Origin of the sequence: Streptomyces glaucescens, assembly GCF_002154375.1 — a bacterium.
In the GTDB taxonomy this organism is placed as follows: Bacteria; Actinomycetota; Actinomycetes; order Streptomycetales; family Streptomycetaceae; genus Streptomyces; species Streptomyces glaucescens.
The window spans coordinates 2,029-16,602 of the sequence record NZ_MUND01000070.1 but is presented as its reverse complement, the minus strand read 5'-3'; the positions used below and the strand labels follow the sequence as shown (position 1 = coordinate 16,602).

Below are 14,574 nucleotides of genomic sequence, written 5' to 3'. Positions count from 1 at the left end.
TGGACGCGGTCACGTCCGGCGCGGGCGACCCGGGCGTGGAGCGCTCCCGCTGCCGTGGAGGTCCGACGCGTTCCAGGGCCTCCTGGGCGGGCGCCTGCACCGCCTGCGGTCCGGTCCGCACGCCGGGGAGCGGTGACGCGGGCAGCGACGGCTCGGGCGCGGGCCGTCCAGAGACCGTCGTACAGCCCGAGAGGGCCGAGACGGCCACGGTGATCAGGAGCGTTGCGGTGGTCGTCGTTCGATGCACCCGGCAACAATGACGGCTTCGGCCTTCCCGGGCACCACGGACGAGGCGGGCGTTAGGCCGTGCGGGTGTTCTCCGCCCCCGTACGAAGGGTTCACGCCCCGCGAGGCTGACGCGCGTCGCCCAGCATGCCGTCCAGCAGCTCCCGCAAATCCGCCCGGATGTCGTCCAGGCTCGGCACCCGGGTGCTGAACGAGCCCGCGACGCAGCTGAACACGAGCCCGTCCGCCCAGGCGACGAGGGACAGCACATGCCGGTCCGGGCTGGTGGAGCCCATCCCGGTGACGAGGGCGCGCAGCTGGTCGCGGAAGCGGGCGCCCGTGGCGTCGAAGTACGCCCGCAGCTCGGGGCGCCGGGTCGCCTCCAGGGCCAGCTCGTAACGGGCGAGGGTCAGCTCGCGGTTGCCGGTGAGCGCGCGGTGGGTGGCCAGGGCCAGCCCGTCCGCCAGCGCGTCGAGGCCGCCGTGCGGATCCGGCATCTCGTGCAGCGCCAGAACCCGCGCCTCCCGGTCGGCGAGCCGCCGTACGGCCAGCTCCAGCAGCGCCTGCCGGGTGCGGGCCAGGTTGGACGTGGAGCCCTGGGGCAGCCCGGCCGCCTCGTCGACCGCCCGGTGGGTCAGCCCGCGCATGCCGCGTTCGGCGAGCAGGGCGAGGGCGGTGTCGGCGACGAGGCCGGCGCGGGAGGCGGCGCCGCTGGCGGTGCGTTCGGACATGGAGGCCAACCTACCGGCACGCTTCGCGCCGCACTACGGCTGTAGTACGCTCGGAGCCAGTCGGCACTACAGGTGTAGTCGGACGGCTGTCGGCGAGACAGCCCCGTGACGAGGAGGAGCCATGGCACAGCCCACGCGCGCCGTCGTGATCGGCGGCGGCATCGGAGGCCTCACCGCGGCCGTCGCCCTGCACCAGCGGGGCGCGCGGGTCACCGTCCTGGAACGGGCCCCCTCGCTGGCACCCGTCGGCGCGGCCATCTCCCTGGCCCCCAACTCCCTGCGCGCCCTCGACGTCATCGGCCTCGGCGCCACCATCCGCGACCTGGCCGCCTGGCAGGGCGACGGCGGACTGCGCGCCCCCGACGGCCGCTGGCTCTCCCGGACCAGCGCCGCCGCGGCCCAGCGGCGCTTCGGCGGCCCCCTGGTCCTGCTGGGCCGCGCCACCCTGATCGGCCACCTGGCCGCGCTGCTCCCCGAGGGCACGGTCCGCACGGCCGCCCGGGCCGCCCTCACCGACCCGGGCGACACCCGCCGCCCGGCCCGCGTGACCACACCCGACGGCGAGCTGGAGGCCGACCTCGTGGTGGCCGCCGACGGCATCCACTCCGCCGTACGCCGCGCCCTGTTCCCCGGGCATCCGGGGCCCGTCTACTCCGGATTCACCACCTGGCGGGTGATGATCCCGCTGCCCGGCGTGGAGTTCGCCTCGCACGAGACCTGGGGCCGGGGCCGCATCTGGGGCACCCATCCGCTGAAGGACGGCCGGGTGTACGCCTACGCCGCCGCCGTCACCCCCGAGGGCGGGCGCTGCGACGACGAACGCGCCGAGCTGCTGCACCGCTTCGGCGACTGGCACGACCCGATCCCCGCCGTGCTCGCCGCCGCCCGTCCCGAGGACGTGCTGCGCCACGACGTACGCCATCTCGCCCAGCCGCTGCCCGCCTACCACAGCGGCCGGGTCGCCCTGCTCGGCGACGCCGCGCACGCCATGCCCCCGACCCTCGGGCAGGGCGGCAACCAGGCCATCGAGGACGCGATCGTGCTGGCCCACCACCACGACGACCTCGCCGCGTACACCGCCGCCCGCCTCCCGCGCACGACGGCCATCGCCCGCCGGGCCGTCCAGGTCGCCCGGCTGAACATGCTGCGCAACCGCGCGGGCATGGCCGTGCGCGACACGGTGATCGCCGCCCTCTCCAAGGCCGGCCCCGCTCTCTTCCTGCGCGGCTTCGACGACATCGCCGACTGGCGGCCCCCGCGGCCCCCGTATGCTTCCGTCGAGACGCGAGGGACCGGCGGGACCCGCGAGACGCACACGGGTACGCGGTAGTCACGGGGTGGAGGAGAGCACGTGAAGGTCGGCTGCATCGGACTCGGGGACATCGCGCAGAAGGCGTATCTGCCGGTGCTCGGCGTCCTGCCGGAGGTCGAACTGCACCTGCAGACCCGCACCCCCGCGACGCTCGCCCGGGTCGCCGACGGCCTGCATCTGCCCGCCGGGCAGCGCCACGCCGACCTCGACTCGCTCATCGCCCAGGACCTGGACGCCGCCTTCGTGCACGCCCCGACGGCCGTCCACCCGGAGATCGTCACCCGGCTGCTGGAGGCGGGCGTCCCGACGTACGTCGACAAGCCGCTCGCCTACGAACTCGCCGACTCCGCGCGGCTGGTGACGCTCGCGGAGGAGCGCGGGGCGAGTCTCGCCGTCGGCTTCAACCGGCGTCTCGCCCCCTCCTACGCGCAGTGCGCCGACCACCCGCGCGAGCTGATCCTGATGCAGAAGAACCGGGTCGGGCTGCCGGAAGAGCCGCGGTCGATGATTCTCGACGACTTCATCCACGTCGTGGACACCTTGCGCTTCCTGGTGCCGGGGCCCGTCGACGACGTGACCGTGCGCGGCCGGGTGCAGGACGGGCTGCTGCACCACGTGGTGCTCCAGCTCGCCGGGGACGGCTTCACCGCGATCGGCGTCATGAACCGGCTCAGCGGCTCCAACGAGGAGATCCTGGAGGTCTCCGGACAGGACACCAAGCGGCAGGTGGTCAACCTCGCCGAGGTGATCGACCACAAGGGCCAGCCGACCGTGCGGCGGCGCGGCGACTGGGTGCCGGTGGCCCGGCAGCGCGGCATCGAGCAGGCCGTCCTCGGCTTCCTCGACGCCGTCCGCGCCGGTGAGGTGCTCAGCGCCCGGGACGCGCTGGCGACGCACGAACTGTGCGAGCGGGTGGTACACGCGGTCCTGGAGCGTTCCGGCTCCGCCGCCTGACCGCCCCCGCCCCCTCGGCGACCACGAACCCGGCGAGCACCAGCAGCGCCGCGTGCACCGGCCAGTCGCCGAACCGGACGTACGGCGTCGTCCCGGTGGCCAGCGGCACCTCGAACACCCCGGCGGTGCTCTCGTCCGTGCCGAGCCAGGAGCCGATCCGCTGCCCCTCGGGACCGTGGACGGCGGACATCCCGGTCAGGGTCGCGTGCACCATCGGGCGCCCGGTCTCCGCGGCGCGCAGCGCGGCCAGCGAGGCGTGCTGCGCGGGAGCCCAGCTCTGCTGGAAGGTCGAGGTCGCCGACTGGGCGATCAGTACGTCGGCGCCCGCCCCCGCGAGACTGCGGCTCATGTCCGGGAACGCCGACTCGAAGCACACCATCGGGCCGATCCGCAGGCCGCCCCCGAGGTCCATCACCACCTGGCGGGTGCCGCGCCGCCGGTCCTCGCCGGCCGCCTCGCCGACCGAGGTGGCCCAGCCGAGCAGCGAACGCGCCGGGACGTACTCGCCGAACGGGACCAGCCGCATCTTGTCGTACCGGTCGCCGGTCACTCCGCCCGGCCCGACCAGGACCGAACTCTTGTAGATGCCGGGCCGGTCCGAGCGCTGGGCGTCCACGTTGACCAGGACCGGCGTGTCCGTCAGCCGGGACAGCTCCGCGACCCGCCCGGCCAGGTCGGGCCGGGCGAGCAGATCGAACCCGATGCTGCTCTCGCCCCACACGATCAGGTCGAGATCCTGTCCGGCCAGCCGCCGGGTCAGCTCCTCCTCGCGGGCGAACCGCCGGTCCGGGCCGTGCACCACACCGGGCTGGACGACCGCGATCCGCACCTCACCGCGCACCTCGGGGCGCGGCGCCCACGCCCAGGCCGCCGAGCCCGCCGCCGCCGCGACCAGCAGCCCGGCCACCGCCGGCACCCGCGCCGCACGCACCGCGACCAGCACGGCGACGGCGACGTTCACCGCCACCAGCAGGAAGCTCAGCAGCCACACCCCGCCCACCGAGGCCAGCCGCAGCGCCGGGGACACCTGCCACTGGCCGGCGCCCAGCATCCCCCAGGGCCCGCCCAGGCCCTGCCAGGAGCGCACCAGCTCCACCGCCAGCCAGCCCGAGGGCAGCACCAGCAGCGCGCCCGCCACCCGGCCCCGCCCCGGCGCACCGCCCAGCAGACGCCGCACCAGCCAGCCCCAGGGCGCCCACAGCGCGCCGAGCAGCGCCGCGATGACGAACGTGAACACATGCAGGTTCGGCAGCAGCCAGTGGTGCACGGCCAGCATGTACCCGAACCCGCCCCACCAGCCGTCGTGCAGCGCCCGCCGTCCGGTCGGTGCCGTGCGGGCCAGCAGGATCCACGGCACCAGCGCGACGTAGGCGAGCCACCACAGGGACGGGCCGGGGAAGGTGAGCATCGGCAGCGCGCCCGCCGCCGCGGCGAGGACGGAGCGCCGCCACGGGATGCCGAGCCACTGTCCGAGCGTGTTCATACGCGCCTTTCTGCCGGTGGGTACCAGTGTGCGCGCTGTGGACGACCTCGAAACAAGGGGCGCGGGATCAGCTGATCACAGCGGCCCCCGCGCCCTCGGGCAGCCGGCGCCACTTCTCCCGCGCGATCACCTCGCGCAGCCGCCAGCCGTCCTCCGTCCGCAGCAGACCGAACGAGTACCGGCCGCCGCACACCAGACCGGACGCCGCCGGGTCACCGCCGGCGCCGGCGAACCCCATCGGGCTGACGTAGTCGGCCTGGACCAGGGCCGTGTCGCCGGCGTCCCGCTCCAGGACCCCGAACCGCACCCGGCGGTTGACGATCAGATGCTGCCGCACCGGAAACGCCCGCAGACTCTCGGCGAGCCACGCGGCGACGCTGTGCGCCTCGCCCTCGATCCCGCCGGCCGAGCGGTAGTCCGCCCGCCCGTCCGGGGTGAACAGTTCTCGGTACGCCTCCCAGTCGCCGTCGTCGACGGCCACGGCGTAGTCGGTGACCAGCCCGTCCACGGCCAGCCGGTCCATCACGGTCGCGAGCTCCACGCGCTGCGTCATCGGCTCAGTGTTGGGCACCGGACCCCGTGAGCCAAGGGGGCGTGCGGTGCGCGATCTCCGGTGGCTCCGAGCGGGTGGTGCGGGCGGGCGGGCCCGGCCGGACAGCGGAGCTGCTGTCCGAGACGCGACCGTATCCGCCGGACGACGAGGTGCCGGCGCGTCCGCGGGCGTGGGCGGCGGGCCGTCGCACCCGCGTGCCCCGCTCGGCGCGTGCCCCGCTCAGCGCGTGGCGCGCAGCTTCTCGAAGGCGGTCGGGGAGGGGCGTACGGGCAGGAAGTCCCTGATCCGGCGGGCGCACTCGGCGGGGCCGGCGGCACCGGTGTCCACCTCGATGTCGTACAGCCCGTGCCCGTGCACCTGCCGCAGCTGGCGTGCGGCCAGGCCGGCCGGTCGGTCGCCGCGCGTGCGTTCCCGGCGCTCCAGCTCTTCCAGGGGGCAGTGCACACCGACGAAGACGACGTCCTTCGGCACCAGCACGGACAGGCAGTCCGCCAGGCGCCACTCGGCGCTCAGCACATGGTCCATCACGACGTGGTTGCCCGCGGCGGCCAGGCCGGCGACCGCTCGGTGGTAGCCCCGCCAGGTGCGGTGCAGGACGGTGTCGAGTTGGTCCGGAGGGACGGGGACGTCCGACCGCAGGGCGTGGAAGGCGTCCACGGGGAGGTGGAACCACGGTTCGTCGAGGATGCGCAGCAGCTCGGCCGCGATGCTCGACTTGCCGGAACTCGACGTGCCGTTGAGGAGGACGACGAGGCCGCGGCGCGGCGGGACCTCCGCGAGGTGTCGCATGCCGCCGCTCTCAGGCGGCTTCGATGATCTCGCCCCGCATGGCGGCGGCCCACTCGACCACCAGCAGTTCGTACTCCGCGCGCTCCTCAGCCGACAGGGTGCCGCCCGCGCGCAGCCACAGCGCGCGGATCTGCTCGTTCACCTCGGCCGCAGGGCGCACGGAACCAGTGGCAACGGAATCAGGGGACATGCGGGCAAGCCTAGGCGGTCGCACTGACACTGCGCTACCGCACGGCTACTCGATCCGTATGGAGTTGGTCACGAGCTGTGAACGCGCCAACCCGCCGCGTTCATGGCTGGAACGGCGCGCCGTCGACGTGCCCGGCGGCGCGCCGCCGACGGGCCGCGTCAGTGCGCCGACTCGGCCGCGTGCGGGCTCAGGACACCGAACGTGACCAGGGCGATCAGGATGATGCCGAGCGCTATGCGGTACCAGACGAACGGCATGAAGCTCTTGGTCGAGATGAACTTCATGAACCAGGCGATGACCGCGTAGCCGGTCACGAAGGCGATGATCGTCGCGAAGATCGTCGGCCCCCAGGACACATGGCCGCCCTCCATCGCGTCCTTCAGCTCGAACAGGCCGGAGGCGAGCACCGCCGGGATGGCGAGCAGGAAGGAGTAGCGGGCCGCGGCCTCGCGCTGGTAGCCCATGAACAGGCCGCCGCTGATCGTGGCGCCGGAGCGGGAGACGCCCGGGATGAGGGCCGCGGCCTGGCACAGGCCGAAGATCAGGCCGTCCTTGACCCCGAGGTCCCGCAGGCCCTTGCGCTCCTTGATCGCGCGGTGCCGGCCGCCCGTCTCGTCGCGCGCCGCCAGCCGGTCGGCGACGCCGATGATCACGCCGACCACGATCAGCATCGTCGCGGTGATCCGCAGATCGCGGAACGGCCCCTCGATCTGGTCCTTGAGCGTCACGCCGAGGACGCCGATCGGAATGGATCCGACGATCACCAGCCAGCCCATCTGGGCGTCGTGGTCCTTGCGCCACGCCTTGTCGTAGAGCGAGCGGAACCACGCCGTAAGGATCCGCCCGATGTCCTCGCGGAAGTAGATCAGCACGGCGGCCTCGGTGCCGATCTGGGTGATCGCCGTGAAGGCCGCGCCCGGGTCGTCCCAGCCGGAGAAGGCCGCGGTCAGCCGCAGGTGCGCGCTGGAGGACACGGGGAGGAACTCGGTCAGCCCCTGGACGAGTCCGAGGATGAGTGATTCGAACCAAGACATGGAAGTTACGGAGTCCAAGTGCCGATCGTGGAACGGACGACGGGAAACGTGCTTGGCCGCCGCGCGCGGTGCTGGACGGTGATGGCGGGCACACCGGGCCCACGCGCGCGGTGATCAGATGTGTCGAGGGGCAGCGTAGCGTCCCCGGATGACATGCCCGACACAGGGGTTTCGAAGGGGATCGCGGGTGATCGCTTCGGGGTGTTGACCGGGCGGTGCGCGGGCACCTACGTTGCCAGGCGAGGGAAAGCGCTTGCTATCGCCGGTGCCGTCCCGGCTCGCCACCCCGAGGAGTGCTGATCAGACCCATGCCGCCCACATCCGCTTCCCTCGCCGGCCGCCCGGTCCGCGCCGCGATCATCGGCACCGGCGCCATCGCCCGCGGCGAGCATCTTCCCGCCCTCGCCGCGCTCGCCGAGGAGGGCGAGACGGAGGTCGTCGCGGCGGTCGACGTCGACGCGGACGCCGTCGAGGCGTTCTGCGCGGAAGGCGGCATCCCGCACCCCTACACCGACCTGGCGCGGATGCTCCGCGAACAGCGCCCCGACCTGGTCTGCATCTGCACCCCGCCCACCCTGCACCGCGAGCAGACCGTCGCCGCGCTGCGCGCCGGGGCCTGGGTGTGGTGCGAGAAGCCGCCCGTGCCCTCGCTCGCCGACTTCGACGCCGTCGAGGCGGAGGAAGGCCCGGACGGCGGACCGTACGCCGCGATCGTCTTCCAGCATCGCTTCGGCTCCGGCGCCGCCCATGTGCGGCGGCTCCTCGCAGACGGCGCCCTCGGCCGCCCGCTGGTCGCCCACTGCCAGACCACCTGGTACCGCGACACCGCCTACTACGCCGTGCCCTGGCGCGGACGCTGGCGGACCGAGGGCGGCGGCCCGGCCATGGGCCACGGCATCCACCAGACCGACCTGCTGCTCGACGTGCTCGGCCCGTGGAGCGAGGTGCGCGCGATGGCCGGCCGGCTGGTGCACGACGTGGAGACCGAGGACGTGTCCACCGCCCTGGTGCGGTTCGAGAACGGCGCGCTGGCGACCGTCGTCAACAGTGTGGTCAGCCCGGACGAGGTCAGCCGGATCCGGATCGACTGCGAGCGCGCCACGATCGAGCTGACCCACCTGTACGGCTACCGCAACGCCTCCTGGCGGATCACGCCCGCGCGTGACGTGCCCGAGGCGGAGGCGGCCGCCTGGCGGGACTTCGGTCCGGACGTTCCCAGCTCGCACCTCGCGCAGCTGCGCGAACTGGTCGCCAGCATGCGCGCGGGGGAGCGGCCGCGCAGCAGCGGGCCGGACGGCCGAAAGAGCCTGGAGCTGGTCACCGCGCTGTACAAGTCGGCGTTCACGGACGCCACCGTGCGTCGGGGCGAGATCGGCCCCGGCGACCCCTACTACACCGAGCTGCACGGAGGCGCCCCCGGCTGGGCGCCCGGCGTCACCGAACCCACCGCAGCCGCCGAGGGCCGCCCCGCCGTAGCGGACGACAGCCAGGAGGTGCCCGCGTGACCGCGCTGCGCCTCACCCACACGCACGGCGACCGCATCACCGTGACCGAGCCGCGGACCGGCGTCGACCTGCTCGCCTACGTCTACCGGCCCGAGGCGGCCTGGGAGGCGCCGAAGCCGTATCTCCACCCGCTGCGGACCCTGTCCGGCGCGGTGGTCACCGACTACCGTCCCAACGACCACCGCTGGCACAAAGGGCTCCAGCTGACCGCCTCCCACCTGTCCGGGGCCAACCTGTGGGGCGGCAACTCCTACGTACCCGGCGAGGGTTACCTGGCCCTGCCCGAGCGGGTCGGCTCGATGGCGCACGTCGCGTTCGACGAGGTCTCCTCGGACGGCGACCGCGCGGTGGTCGCCGAGCGGCTGACCTGGCACCCGCACAGCGGCGAGCTGTGGGCCGACGAGCTGCGGCGGATCGAGGTGCACGACATCGACCCGGCCGGTGGCTCATGGGCGCTGACCTGGACGAGCGCCATCACCAACCGGCGAGGCGAGCCGCTGCTGTTCGGCAGCCCGACCACCGCCGGCCGGGAGCTGGCGGGCTACACCGGCCTCTTCTGGCGCGGCCCGCGCGCCTTCCGGGACGGGCGGATCACCGGCCCGGACGGTGAGGGGCCCGCCCTGATGGGCACGCAGGCGCCCTGGCTCGCCTACAGCGGTGAGCACGACGGCGTGGACGGCCACGCCACCCTCGTCTTCGCGCACGCCCCGGAGAACGACCACGCGGGGACGCACGGGGGCCGCCCCGCCCACTGGTTCGTACGCAACGAGCCGTTCGCCGCCGTCGCACCGTCCTGGGCGTTCTTCGACGAACTGGAGCTGGCGCCCGGCGACACGCTCACGCGCCGCTACCGGGTCGTGGTGGCCGACGGGGCCTGGCAGCGGGAGGAGATCGCCGAGTACCTGGACACGCACCCGTGGTGAGGTCCGCCCGTTCCCGGGGGCTGCCGAGCGAAATCGCCGTCTCCGGGCTGTCGGTCCACGACCGGCCGGCCGCGGACGGCGTCCGCGGCGGCAGCCGGGACCAGCTGGACCGGCTCGGACACGGCGATGTGTCCCGCCTCGCCGAAGCCGTCGTCCAGGCGTAACGGCCCTTCGCGCGCGGGCGGTCCGGGATGTGCGGGCGGCTGGACGTCCACCGGCGGGGAGCCATGGACCGGCCTTGATCTTCCTCATGGCCAGGTGCGGGTCGACGCGCGGCGCACGGGAGATGCCGTTCGGCTTCTCCATGAGGAAGGCCTCGTAGGCGGCGTCGGTGACGGCGACACGGATGAAGCAGCCGGGGCGGCCGTACGCGCGCGGAACTCGATGACCTCGTCGTAGGACGCCACCGCGCGCTTCCCGTCCCTGGCCCAGTGCCCCGGGTCGGTCACCGCCCGGTTTCCGCCGATGACGCCCGCCTCCTCCAGAAGCCTGACCCGCCGTGGACACGGCGGCGGAGTGAGGCCCACTGAGCCCCCCGGCTTGGCCGGCTCGACGTGCTTCGGGGGCGCTCGCCGTGCGGTCCGGACCCGGCTGGTGGCGGGCCGGGCTGTCCGCCGGGATCGTCTCCGGCGGACTCGTTAGAGTTCCCGTTCATCGGCCGGCCGGCGCCTGGAGGGGTGGGTTCGGGGCGTTGTCACGCCGCCGTCGGGCCCGCCACCGTCCAGCCCGGGGACTGCGGACGGGGTGTCAGGTCCTGGTGGTGGACGGGCTCGCCGCAGGCCTGGCAGGTGACGACCGGGACCAGCTCGTTGCCGCAGGTGTGCTCGTGGACCATGGGCCGGTCGCCGTCGGGGCGCAGGTGGCGGTTGCCCCACTCCATGAGGGTCAGCAGCACCGGGACCAGTTCGAGGCCCGCCTGGGTCGGCCGGTACTCGAAGCGCTGCGGGCGTTCGCTGTAGGCCCGCTTGGTGAGGATCCCGGCGTCGACGAGCCGGCGCAGCCGCGTGGCCAGGATGTCGCGCGGTGCGCCGATGTTGCGCACCAGCTGGTCGAAGCGGCCGTTGCCGAGACACACCTCCCGCACGACGAGCAGGGAGTACTTCTCGCCGACGAGCGCCAGGGCGTCGGCGATCGAGCAGGGGCGGGGGTCCTTGGGGGCGGCCATGGCCCCAGTCTAGGGGAGGGTTTGTTTTTCCAACCCGTCCGGCTATGGTGAGTTCGGATTTCCTACTCACTGGTAATGGAGCTGGTGGGCCGGCCGGCGCGCTCGCCGGCCCTCGCCACGGCGGCCAAGGAGGCCCGCACCATGCGCGACGCAGTCATCGTCGAAGCCGTACGCACCCCCATCGGCAAGGGCAAGCCAGGCGGCTCCCTCGCCCACGTCCACCCCGTCGAACTCCTCGCCCACACCCTGCGCACCCTGGTCGAGCGCTCCGGCGTCGACCCCGCGCTCATCGACGACGTCATCGGCGGCACCGTCGACCAGGTCGGCGAGCAGGCCATGAACACCACGCGCTACGCCGTGCTGTCGGCGGGCTTCCCCGAGTCGGTCCCCGCGACCACCGTCGACCGCCAGTGCGGCTCCTCCCAGCAGGCCGTGCACTTCGCCGCCCAGGGCGTCCTCTCCGGCGCCTACGACCTCGTCGTCGCCTGCGGCGTCGAGTCGATGAGCCGGGTGCCCATGTGGTCCAACGTGCCTCCCGGCAAGGACCCCTTCGGCCCCGGCGTCGCCGAGCGCTACCCCGAAGGCCTCGTCCCCCAGGGCATCAGCGCCGAGCTGATCGCCGCCAAGTGGTCGATCACCCGCGAGCAGATGGACGCCTTCGCCGTCTCCTCGCACCGCAAGGCGGCCACCGCGTGGGAGCAGGGCCTGTTCGACGCCGAGGTGGCACCCCTGGACGGGGTCGCGCGCGACGAGTGCGTACGGCCGTCCAGCACCCCGGAGATCCTGGCCGGGCTGGGGCCCGCCTACTACGACCCCGGGTTCGCCGAACGCTTCCCGCAGATAGAGTGGAACGTCACCGCGGGCAACGCCAGCCCCATCAACGACGGCGCCTCCGCCGTGCTCATCACGTCGAGCGAGACCGCCGCCCGCCTCGGCCTGCGCCCGCTGGCCCGGCTGCACAGCTTCGCCGTCACCGGGTCCGACCCGCTGCTGATGCTCACCGGCGTCATCCCGGCCACCGAGAAGGTGCTGCGCAGGGCCCGCCTCACACTCGACGACATCGACCTGTTCGAGGTCAACGAGGCGTTCTCCAGCGTGGTGCTCGCCTGGCAGCAGGAGACCGGCGCCGACCCCGCCAAGGTCAACGCGCACGGCGGTGCCATCGCCCTCGGCCACCCGCTCGGCGCCAGCGGCACCCGGCTCACCACGACCCTCGTGCACGCCATGCGCGCGCGTGGCGCCCGCTACGCCCTGCAGACCATGTGCGAGGCGGGCGGACTCGCCAACGCGATGATTCTGGAGGGAGTCTGACGGGTCAGCGGGCCCGCAGGTGGTGGCGCTTGCGCCAGGCCACCACCGCACCGGCCAGCGCCGGCAGCGCGATACAGCCCATCGCGATCAGGAAGGCCGGAGAGGTGGGCGTCGAGGCGCGGGCGCCCGCCACGACGTACGCGGCGGTGTTCGGCACCGAACCGAGCGCCGTCGCGAGCAGGAACGGCAGCCAGCCCATCCGGGACACGGCGGCGCAGTAGTTCGCCGCCGAGAACGGCACCCCCGGGAACAGCCGCACCGCCAGCATCGAGCGGAAACCGTGCCGGCTCAGCTGCCCGTCCACGGCCGTGAGCACCCGGCCCCGCAGCAGCGGACGCAGCGCGTCCTGCCCCAGCAGCCGGCCCAGCCCGAACGCCAGCCCCGCGCCGAGCACCGTGCCCCCCACCGCCGCGCCGAGGCCCAGCTGCGAGCCGAACAGCGCGCCCGCCGCCAGGTTCAGCAGAGGCCGGGGCACGAACGCCACCGTGCACAGGCCGTACGCCAGGGCGAACACCAGCGCCGCCGCGGCGCCGCTCAGCTGCGGTGGCCAGCCGTGCGCGAGCAGCCGCTGCGGCTCGAACAGCAGCACCGAGGTCGCGGCGGCCACGAGCAGCGCGACGAGCAGCGAGAAACGGGCCCAGGGAGAGAGCAGGACGCGCGCGCAGCGCGCCGGGAGACCGGCGGGCGCGGGGACGGCGACGGCGAGTTCCGAGGCGGCGGCCAGGGGAGTGGCCGTGGCGGTGCCCCCAGAGCGGGTGGTGGCATCGAGCATCCGGTGACATTAACCGACGAAGGTGCGTGATCGCCGCAACCGTCCCCGTCCGCCGCCCGTTCCGGCACCCCGGAAAACCATTCGACGTGGGACAACGCGTCGGCAATGATCTGCGTCATGTTCCGGTACGCCTTCCTTCTCGCAGCATCCGCGGTCGCGGATGCCCCGAAGGCTGCCGTGCCCGTCTTCCCGGCCGCCGTCGACGGCGCCCGAAGCTGACCCTCCCCGGATCGTCCGGCGGACCCCGCAGGGGAGGGTCGGCAAGCCCTCGGGGTCCCCCTTCTCCGGCGCGGAGCCTTCTCCGCAGAGACTTCGAGGTACCGCCATGTCCAAGACGGCGTACGTCCGCACCAAACCGCATCTCAACATCGGCACCATGGGCCATGTCGACCACGGCAAGACCACCCTGACCGCCGCCATCACCAAGGTCCTCGCCGAACGCGGCACCGGCACGTTCGTGCCGTTCGACCGCATCGACCGCGCCCCGGAGGAGGCCGCGCGGGGCATCACCATCAACATCGCGCACGTCGAGTACGAGACCGACACCCGGCACTACGCGCACGTCGACATGCCCGGTCACGCCGACTACGTGAAGAACATGGTCACCGGGGCGGCGCAGCTCGACGGGGCGATCCTCGTCGTCTCCGCGCTCGACGGGATCATGCCGCAGACCGCGGAGCACGTCCTGCTCGCCCGGCAGGTGGGCGTCGACCACATCGTCGTCGCGCTCAACAAGGCCGACGCGGGCGACGAGGAACTGATCGACCTGGTCGAGCTGGAGGTCCGCGACCTGCTCACCGCGCACGGCTACGGCGGCGACTCCGTCCCGGTCGTCCGGGTCTCCGGGCTGAAGGCCCTGGAGGGCGACCCGCGCTGGACGGCGTCCGTCGAGGCGCTGCTCGACGCGGTGGACACCTATGTGCCCATGCCCGAGCGGTATCTCGATGCGCCGTTCCTGCTGCCGGTGGAGAACGTGCTGACCATCACCGGCCGCGGCACCGTCGTCACCGGCGCCGTCGAGCGGGGCACGGTCCGGCTCGGCGACCGGATCGAGGTGCTGGGCGCCGGCGTGGAGTCGGTCGTCACCGGCCTGGAGACGTTCGGCAAGCCGATGGAGGAGGCGCAGGCCGGGGACAACGTGGCCCTGCTGCTGCGCGGCGTGCCTCGCGACGCGGTCCGGCGCGGGCACATCGTCGCAGCGCCCGGCAGCGTCGCGCCGAGCCGGCGTTTCACCGCGCGGGTGTACGTCCTGTCGGCCCGCGAGGGCGGCCGGACGACACCGGTGGCCACCGGCTACCGGCCGCAGTTCTACATCCGCACCGCCGACGTGGTCGGGGCCGTCGACCTCGGCGACACCACGGTCGCCCGCCCCGGCGACACCGTCACCATGACGGTGGAGCTGGGCCGCGAGGTGCCGCTGGAGCCGGGCCTCGGCTTCGCCGTCCGCGAGGGCGGACGCACGGTCGGCGCGGGCACGGTGACGACCGTCGGCTGAACCGGCGGGGCCCGCCTCTCGGTTGCTGTGCCGACAGGCGGGCCCCGTCGGCGGTCCGGCGGCGGGCGGGCCCGGCGACGGCGTCGTCAGCGCGGTTCCCCACACGTGCTCGCCCACACGGTCATGCCGCCC

General features: G+C 73.8%; 15 protein-coding genes and 1 pseudogene. 7 read left to right on the top strand and 9 right to left on the bottom strand.

Features of this window, described 5'->3' with window-relative positions; translation table 11 throughout:
• Together CCN42_RS43670 and CCN42_RS05660 are read right to left on the bottom strand one after the other, a co-directional pair.
• A pseudogene (locus CCN42_RS43670) lies at positions 1–247 on the bottom strand (hypothetical protein); the annotation flags it as partial.
• A gap of 91 nt (positions 248–338) precedes the next feature.
• A complete protein-coding gene (locus CCN42_RS05660) occupies positions 339–956 on the bottom strand; it encodes a TetR/AcrR family transcriptional regulator (protein WP_086733403.1) in 618 nt (205 codons plus the stop codon).
• 121 nt (positions 957–1,077) lie between these two features.
• Between CCN42_RS05660 and CCN42_RS05655 the strand changes: the two genes are divergently transcribed.
• Entirely contained in the window at positions 1,078–2,286 is a 1,209-nt protein-coding gene (locus CCN42_RS05655) for an FAD-dependent monooxygenase (RefSeq protein WP_086733401.1), read from the top strand.
• 21 nt (positions 2,287–2,307) lie between these two features.
• On the top strand, positions 2,308–3,222 hold the full coding sequence (locus CCN42_RS05650) for a Gfo/Idh/MocA family protein (protein ID WP_086733399.1): 915 nt from the start codon (positions 2,308–2,310) through the stop codon (positions 3,220–3,222).
• On the opposite strand, the gene lnt is transcribed toward CCN42_RS05650, so the two are convergent.
• The 5 genes from lnt to CCN42_RS05625 form a co-directional block, all read right to left on the bottom strand.
• The gene (gene lnt, locus CCN42_RS05645; protein WP_086733397.1) at positions 3,137–4,705 is read right to left on the bottom strand and encodes an apolipoprotein N-acyltransferase; all 1,569 of its coding nucleotides are present in this window, start codon (positions 4,703–4,705) and stop codon (positions 3,137–3,139) included. The genes CCN42_RS05650 and lnt overlap by 86 nt on opposite strands.
• A gap of 67 nt (positions 4,706–4,772) precedes the next feature.
• A complete protein-coding gene (locus CCN42_RS05640; RefSeq protein ID WP_086733395.1) occupies positions 4,773–5,258 on the bottom strand; it encodes a nuclear transport factor 2 family protein in 486 nt (161 codons plus the stop codon).
• Between the two features lie 219 nt (positions 5,259–5,477).
• On the bottom strand, positions 5,478–6,047 hold the full coding sequence (locus tag CCN42_RS05635) for a chloramphenicol phosphotransferase CPT family protein (protein WP_086733393.1): 570 nt from the start codon (positions 6,045–6,047) through the stop codon (positions 5,478–5,480).
• A gap of 10 nt (positions 6,048–6,057) precedes the next feature.
• Entirely contained in the window at positions 6,058–6,237 is a 180-nt protein-coding gene (locus CCN42_RS05630) for a hypothetical protein (protein ID WP_086733391.1), read from the bottom strand.
• Positions 6,238–6,395: 158 nt separating this feature from the next.
• Positions 6,396–7,271: an undecaprenyl-diphosphate phosphatase gene (locus tag CCN42_RS05625; RefSeq protein ID WP_086733389.1), complete on the bottom strand. Its 876-nt coding sequence runs from the start codon at positions 7,269–7,271 to the stop codon at positions 6,396–6,398.
• A 308-nt stretch (positions 7,272–7,579) separates the two neighbouring features.
• Between CCN42_RS05625 and CCN42_RS05620 the strand changes: the two genes are divergently transcribed.
• Genes CCN42_RS05620 through CCN42_RS42470 form a run of 3 tightly spaced genes read left to right on the top strand, consistent with a single transcriptional unit; the run spans position 7,580 to position 9,863 of the window.
• Positions 7,580–8,776, top strand: coding sequence for a Gfo/Idh/MocA family protein (locus tag CCN42_RS05620; protein WP_086733387.1), 1,197 nt, complete (start codon positions 7,580–7,582; stop codon positions 8,774–8,776).
• Positions 8,773–9,699, top strand: a complete 927-nt coding sequence (locus CCN42_RS05615) for a DUF6807 domain-containing protein (protein ID WP_086733385.1) — start codon at positions 8,773–8,775, stop codon at positions 9,697–9,699. The genes CCN42_RS05620 and CCN42_RS05615 overlap by 4 nt, the downstream gene beginning before the upstream one ends.
• Positions 9,696–9,863, top strand: coding sequence for a hypothetical protein (locus CCN42_RS42470; RefSeq protein ID WP_158102064.1), 168 nt, complete (start codon positions 9,696–9,698; stop codon positions 9,861–9,863). The genes CCN42_RS05615 and CCN42_RS42470 overlap by 4 nt, the downstream gene beginning before the upstream one ends.
• Before the next feature lie 530 nt (positions 9,864–10,393).
• Here the strand turns inward: CCN42_RS42470 and CCN42_RS05605 are convergent.
• On the bottom strand, positions 10,394–10,864 hold the full coding sequence (locus CCN42_RS05605; RefSeq protein ID WP_086733383.1) for a winged helix-turn-helix transcriptional regulator: 471 nt from the start codon (positions 10,862–10,864) through the stop codon (positions 10,394–10,396).
• Between the two features lie 141 nt (positions 10,865–11,005).
• Here CCN42_RS05605 and CCN42_RS05600 point away from each other — a divergent pair, with 141 nt between their 5' ends.
• Positions 11,006–12,175 (top strand): thiolase family protein, encoded by a 1,170-nt coding sequence (locus CCN42_RS05600; protein WP_086733406.1) that lies wholly within the window; start codon positions 11,006–11,008, stop codon positions 12,173–12,175.
• A 4-nt stretch (positions 12,176–12,179) separates the two neighbouring features.
• On the opposite strand, the gene CCN42_RS05595 is transcribed toward CCN42_RS05600, so the two are convergent.
• Entirely contained in the window at positions 12,180–12,947 is a 768-nt protein-coding gene (locus CCN42_RS05595; protein ID WP_086169850.1) for a TVP38/TMEM64 family protein, read from the bottom strand.
• Between the two features lie 325 nt (positions 12,948–13,272).
• On the opposite strand from CCN42_RS05595, the gene tuf reads away from it, so the two are divergent.
• On the top strand, positions 13,273–14,442 hold the full coding sequence (gene tuf, locus CCN42_RS05590; protein WP_086733381.1) for an elongation factor Tu: 1,170 nt from the start codon (positions 13,273–13,275) through the stop codon (positions 14,440–14,442).
• Positions 14,443–14,574 lie beyond the last annotated feature (132 nt).

Coding starts and splice junctions, on each gene's coding strand:
- CCN42_RS05660 (WP_086733403.1), bottom strand. CDS start 956: ATGTCCGAACGCACCGCCAGCGGCGCCGCCTCCCGCGCCGGCCTCGTC.
- CCN42_RS05655 (WP_086733401.1), top strand. CDS start 1,078: ATGGCACAGCCCACGCGCGCCGTCGTGATCGGCGGCGGCATCGGAGGC.
- lnt (WP_086733397.1), bottom strand. CDS start 4,705: ATGAACACGCTCGGACAGTGGCTCGGCATCCCGTGGCGGCGCTCCGTC.
- CCN42_RS05640 (WP_086733395.1), bottom strand. CDS start 5,258: ATGACGCAGCGCGTGGAGCTCGCGACCGTGATGGACCGGCTGGCCGTG.
- CCN42_RS05635 (WP_086733393.1), bottom strand. CDS start 6,047: ATGCGACACCTCGCGGAGGTCCCGCCGCGCCGCGGCCTCGTCGTCCTC.
- CCN42_RS05630 (WP_086733391.1), bottom strand. CDS start 6,237: ATGTCCCCTGATTCCGTTGCCACTGGTTCCGTGCGCCCTGCGGCCGAG.
- CCN42_RS05625 (WP_086733389.1), bottom strand. CDS start 7,271: ATGTCTTGGTTCGAATCACTCATCCTCGGACTCGTCCAGGGGCTGACC.
- CCN42_RS05620 (WP_086733387.1), top strand. CDS start 7,580: ATGCCGCCCACATCCGCTTCCCTCGCCGGCCGCCCGGTCCGCGCCGCG.
- CCN42_RS05605 (WP_086733383.1), bottom strand. CDS start 10,864: ATGGCCGCCCCCAAGGACCCCCGCCCCTGCTCGATCGCCGACGCCCTG.
- CCN42_RS05600 (WP_086733406.1), top strand. CDS start 11,006: ATGCGCGACGCAGTCATCGTCGAAGCCGTACGCACCCCCATCGGCAAG.
- CCN42_RS05595 (WP_086169850.1), bottom strand. CDS start 12,947: ATGCTCGATGCCACCACCCGCTCTGGGGGCACCGCCACGGCCACTCCC.
- tuf (WP_086733381.1), top strand. CDS start 13,273: ATGTCCAAGACGGCGTACGTCCGCACCAAACCGCATCTCAACATCGGC.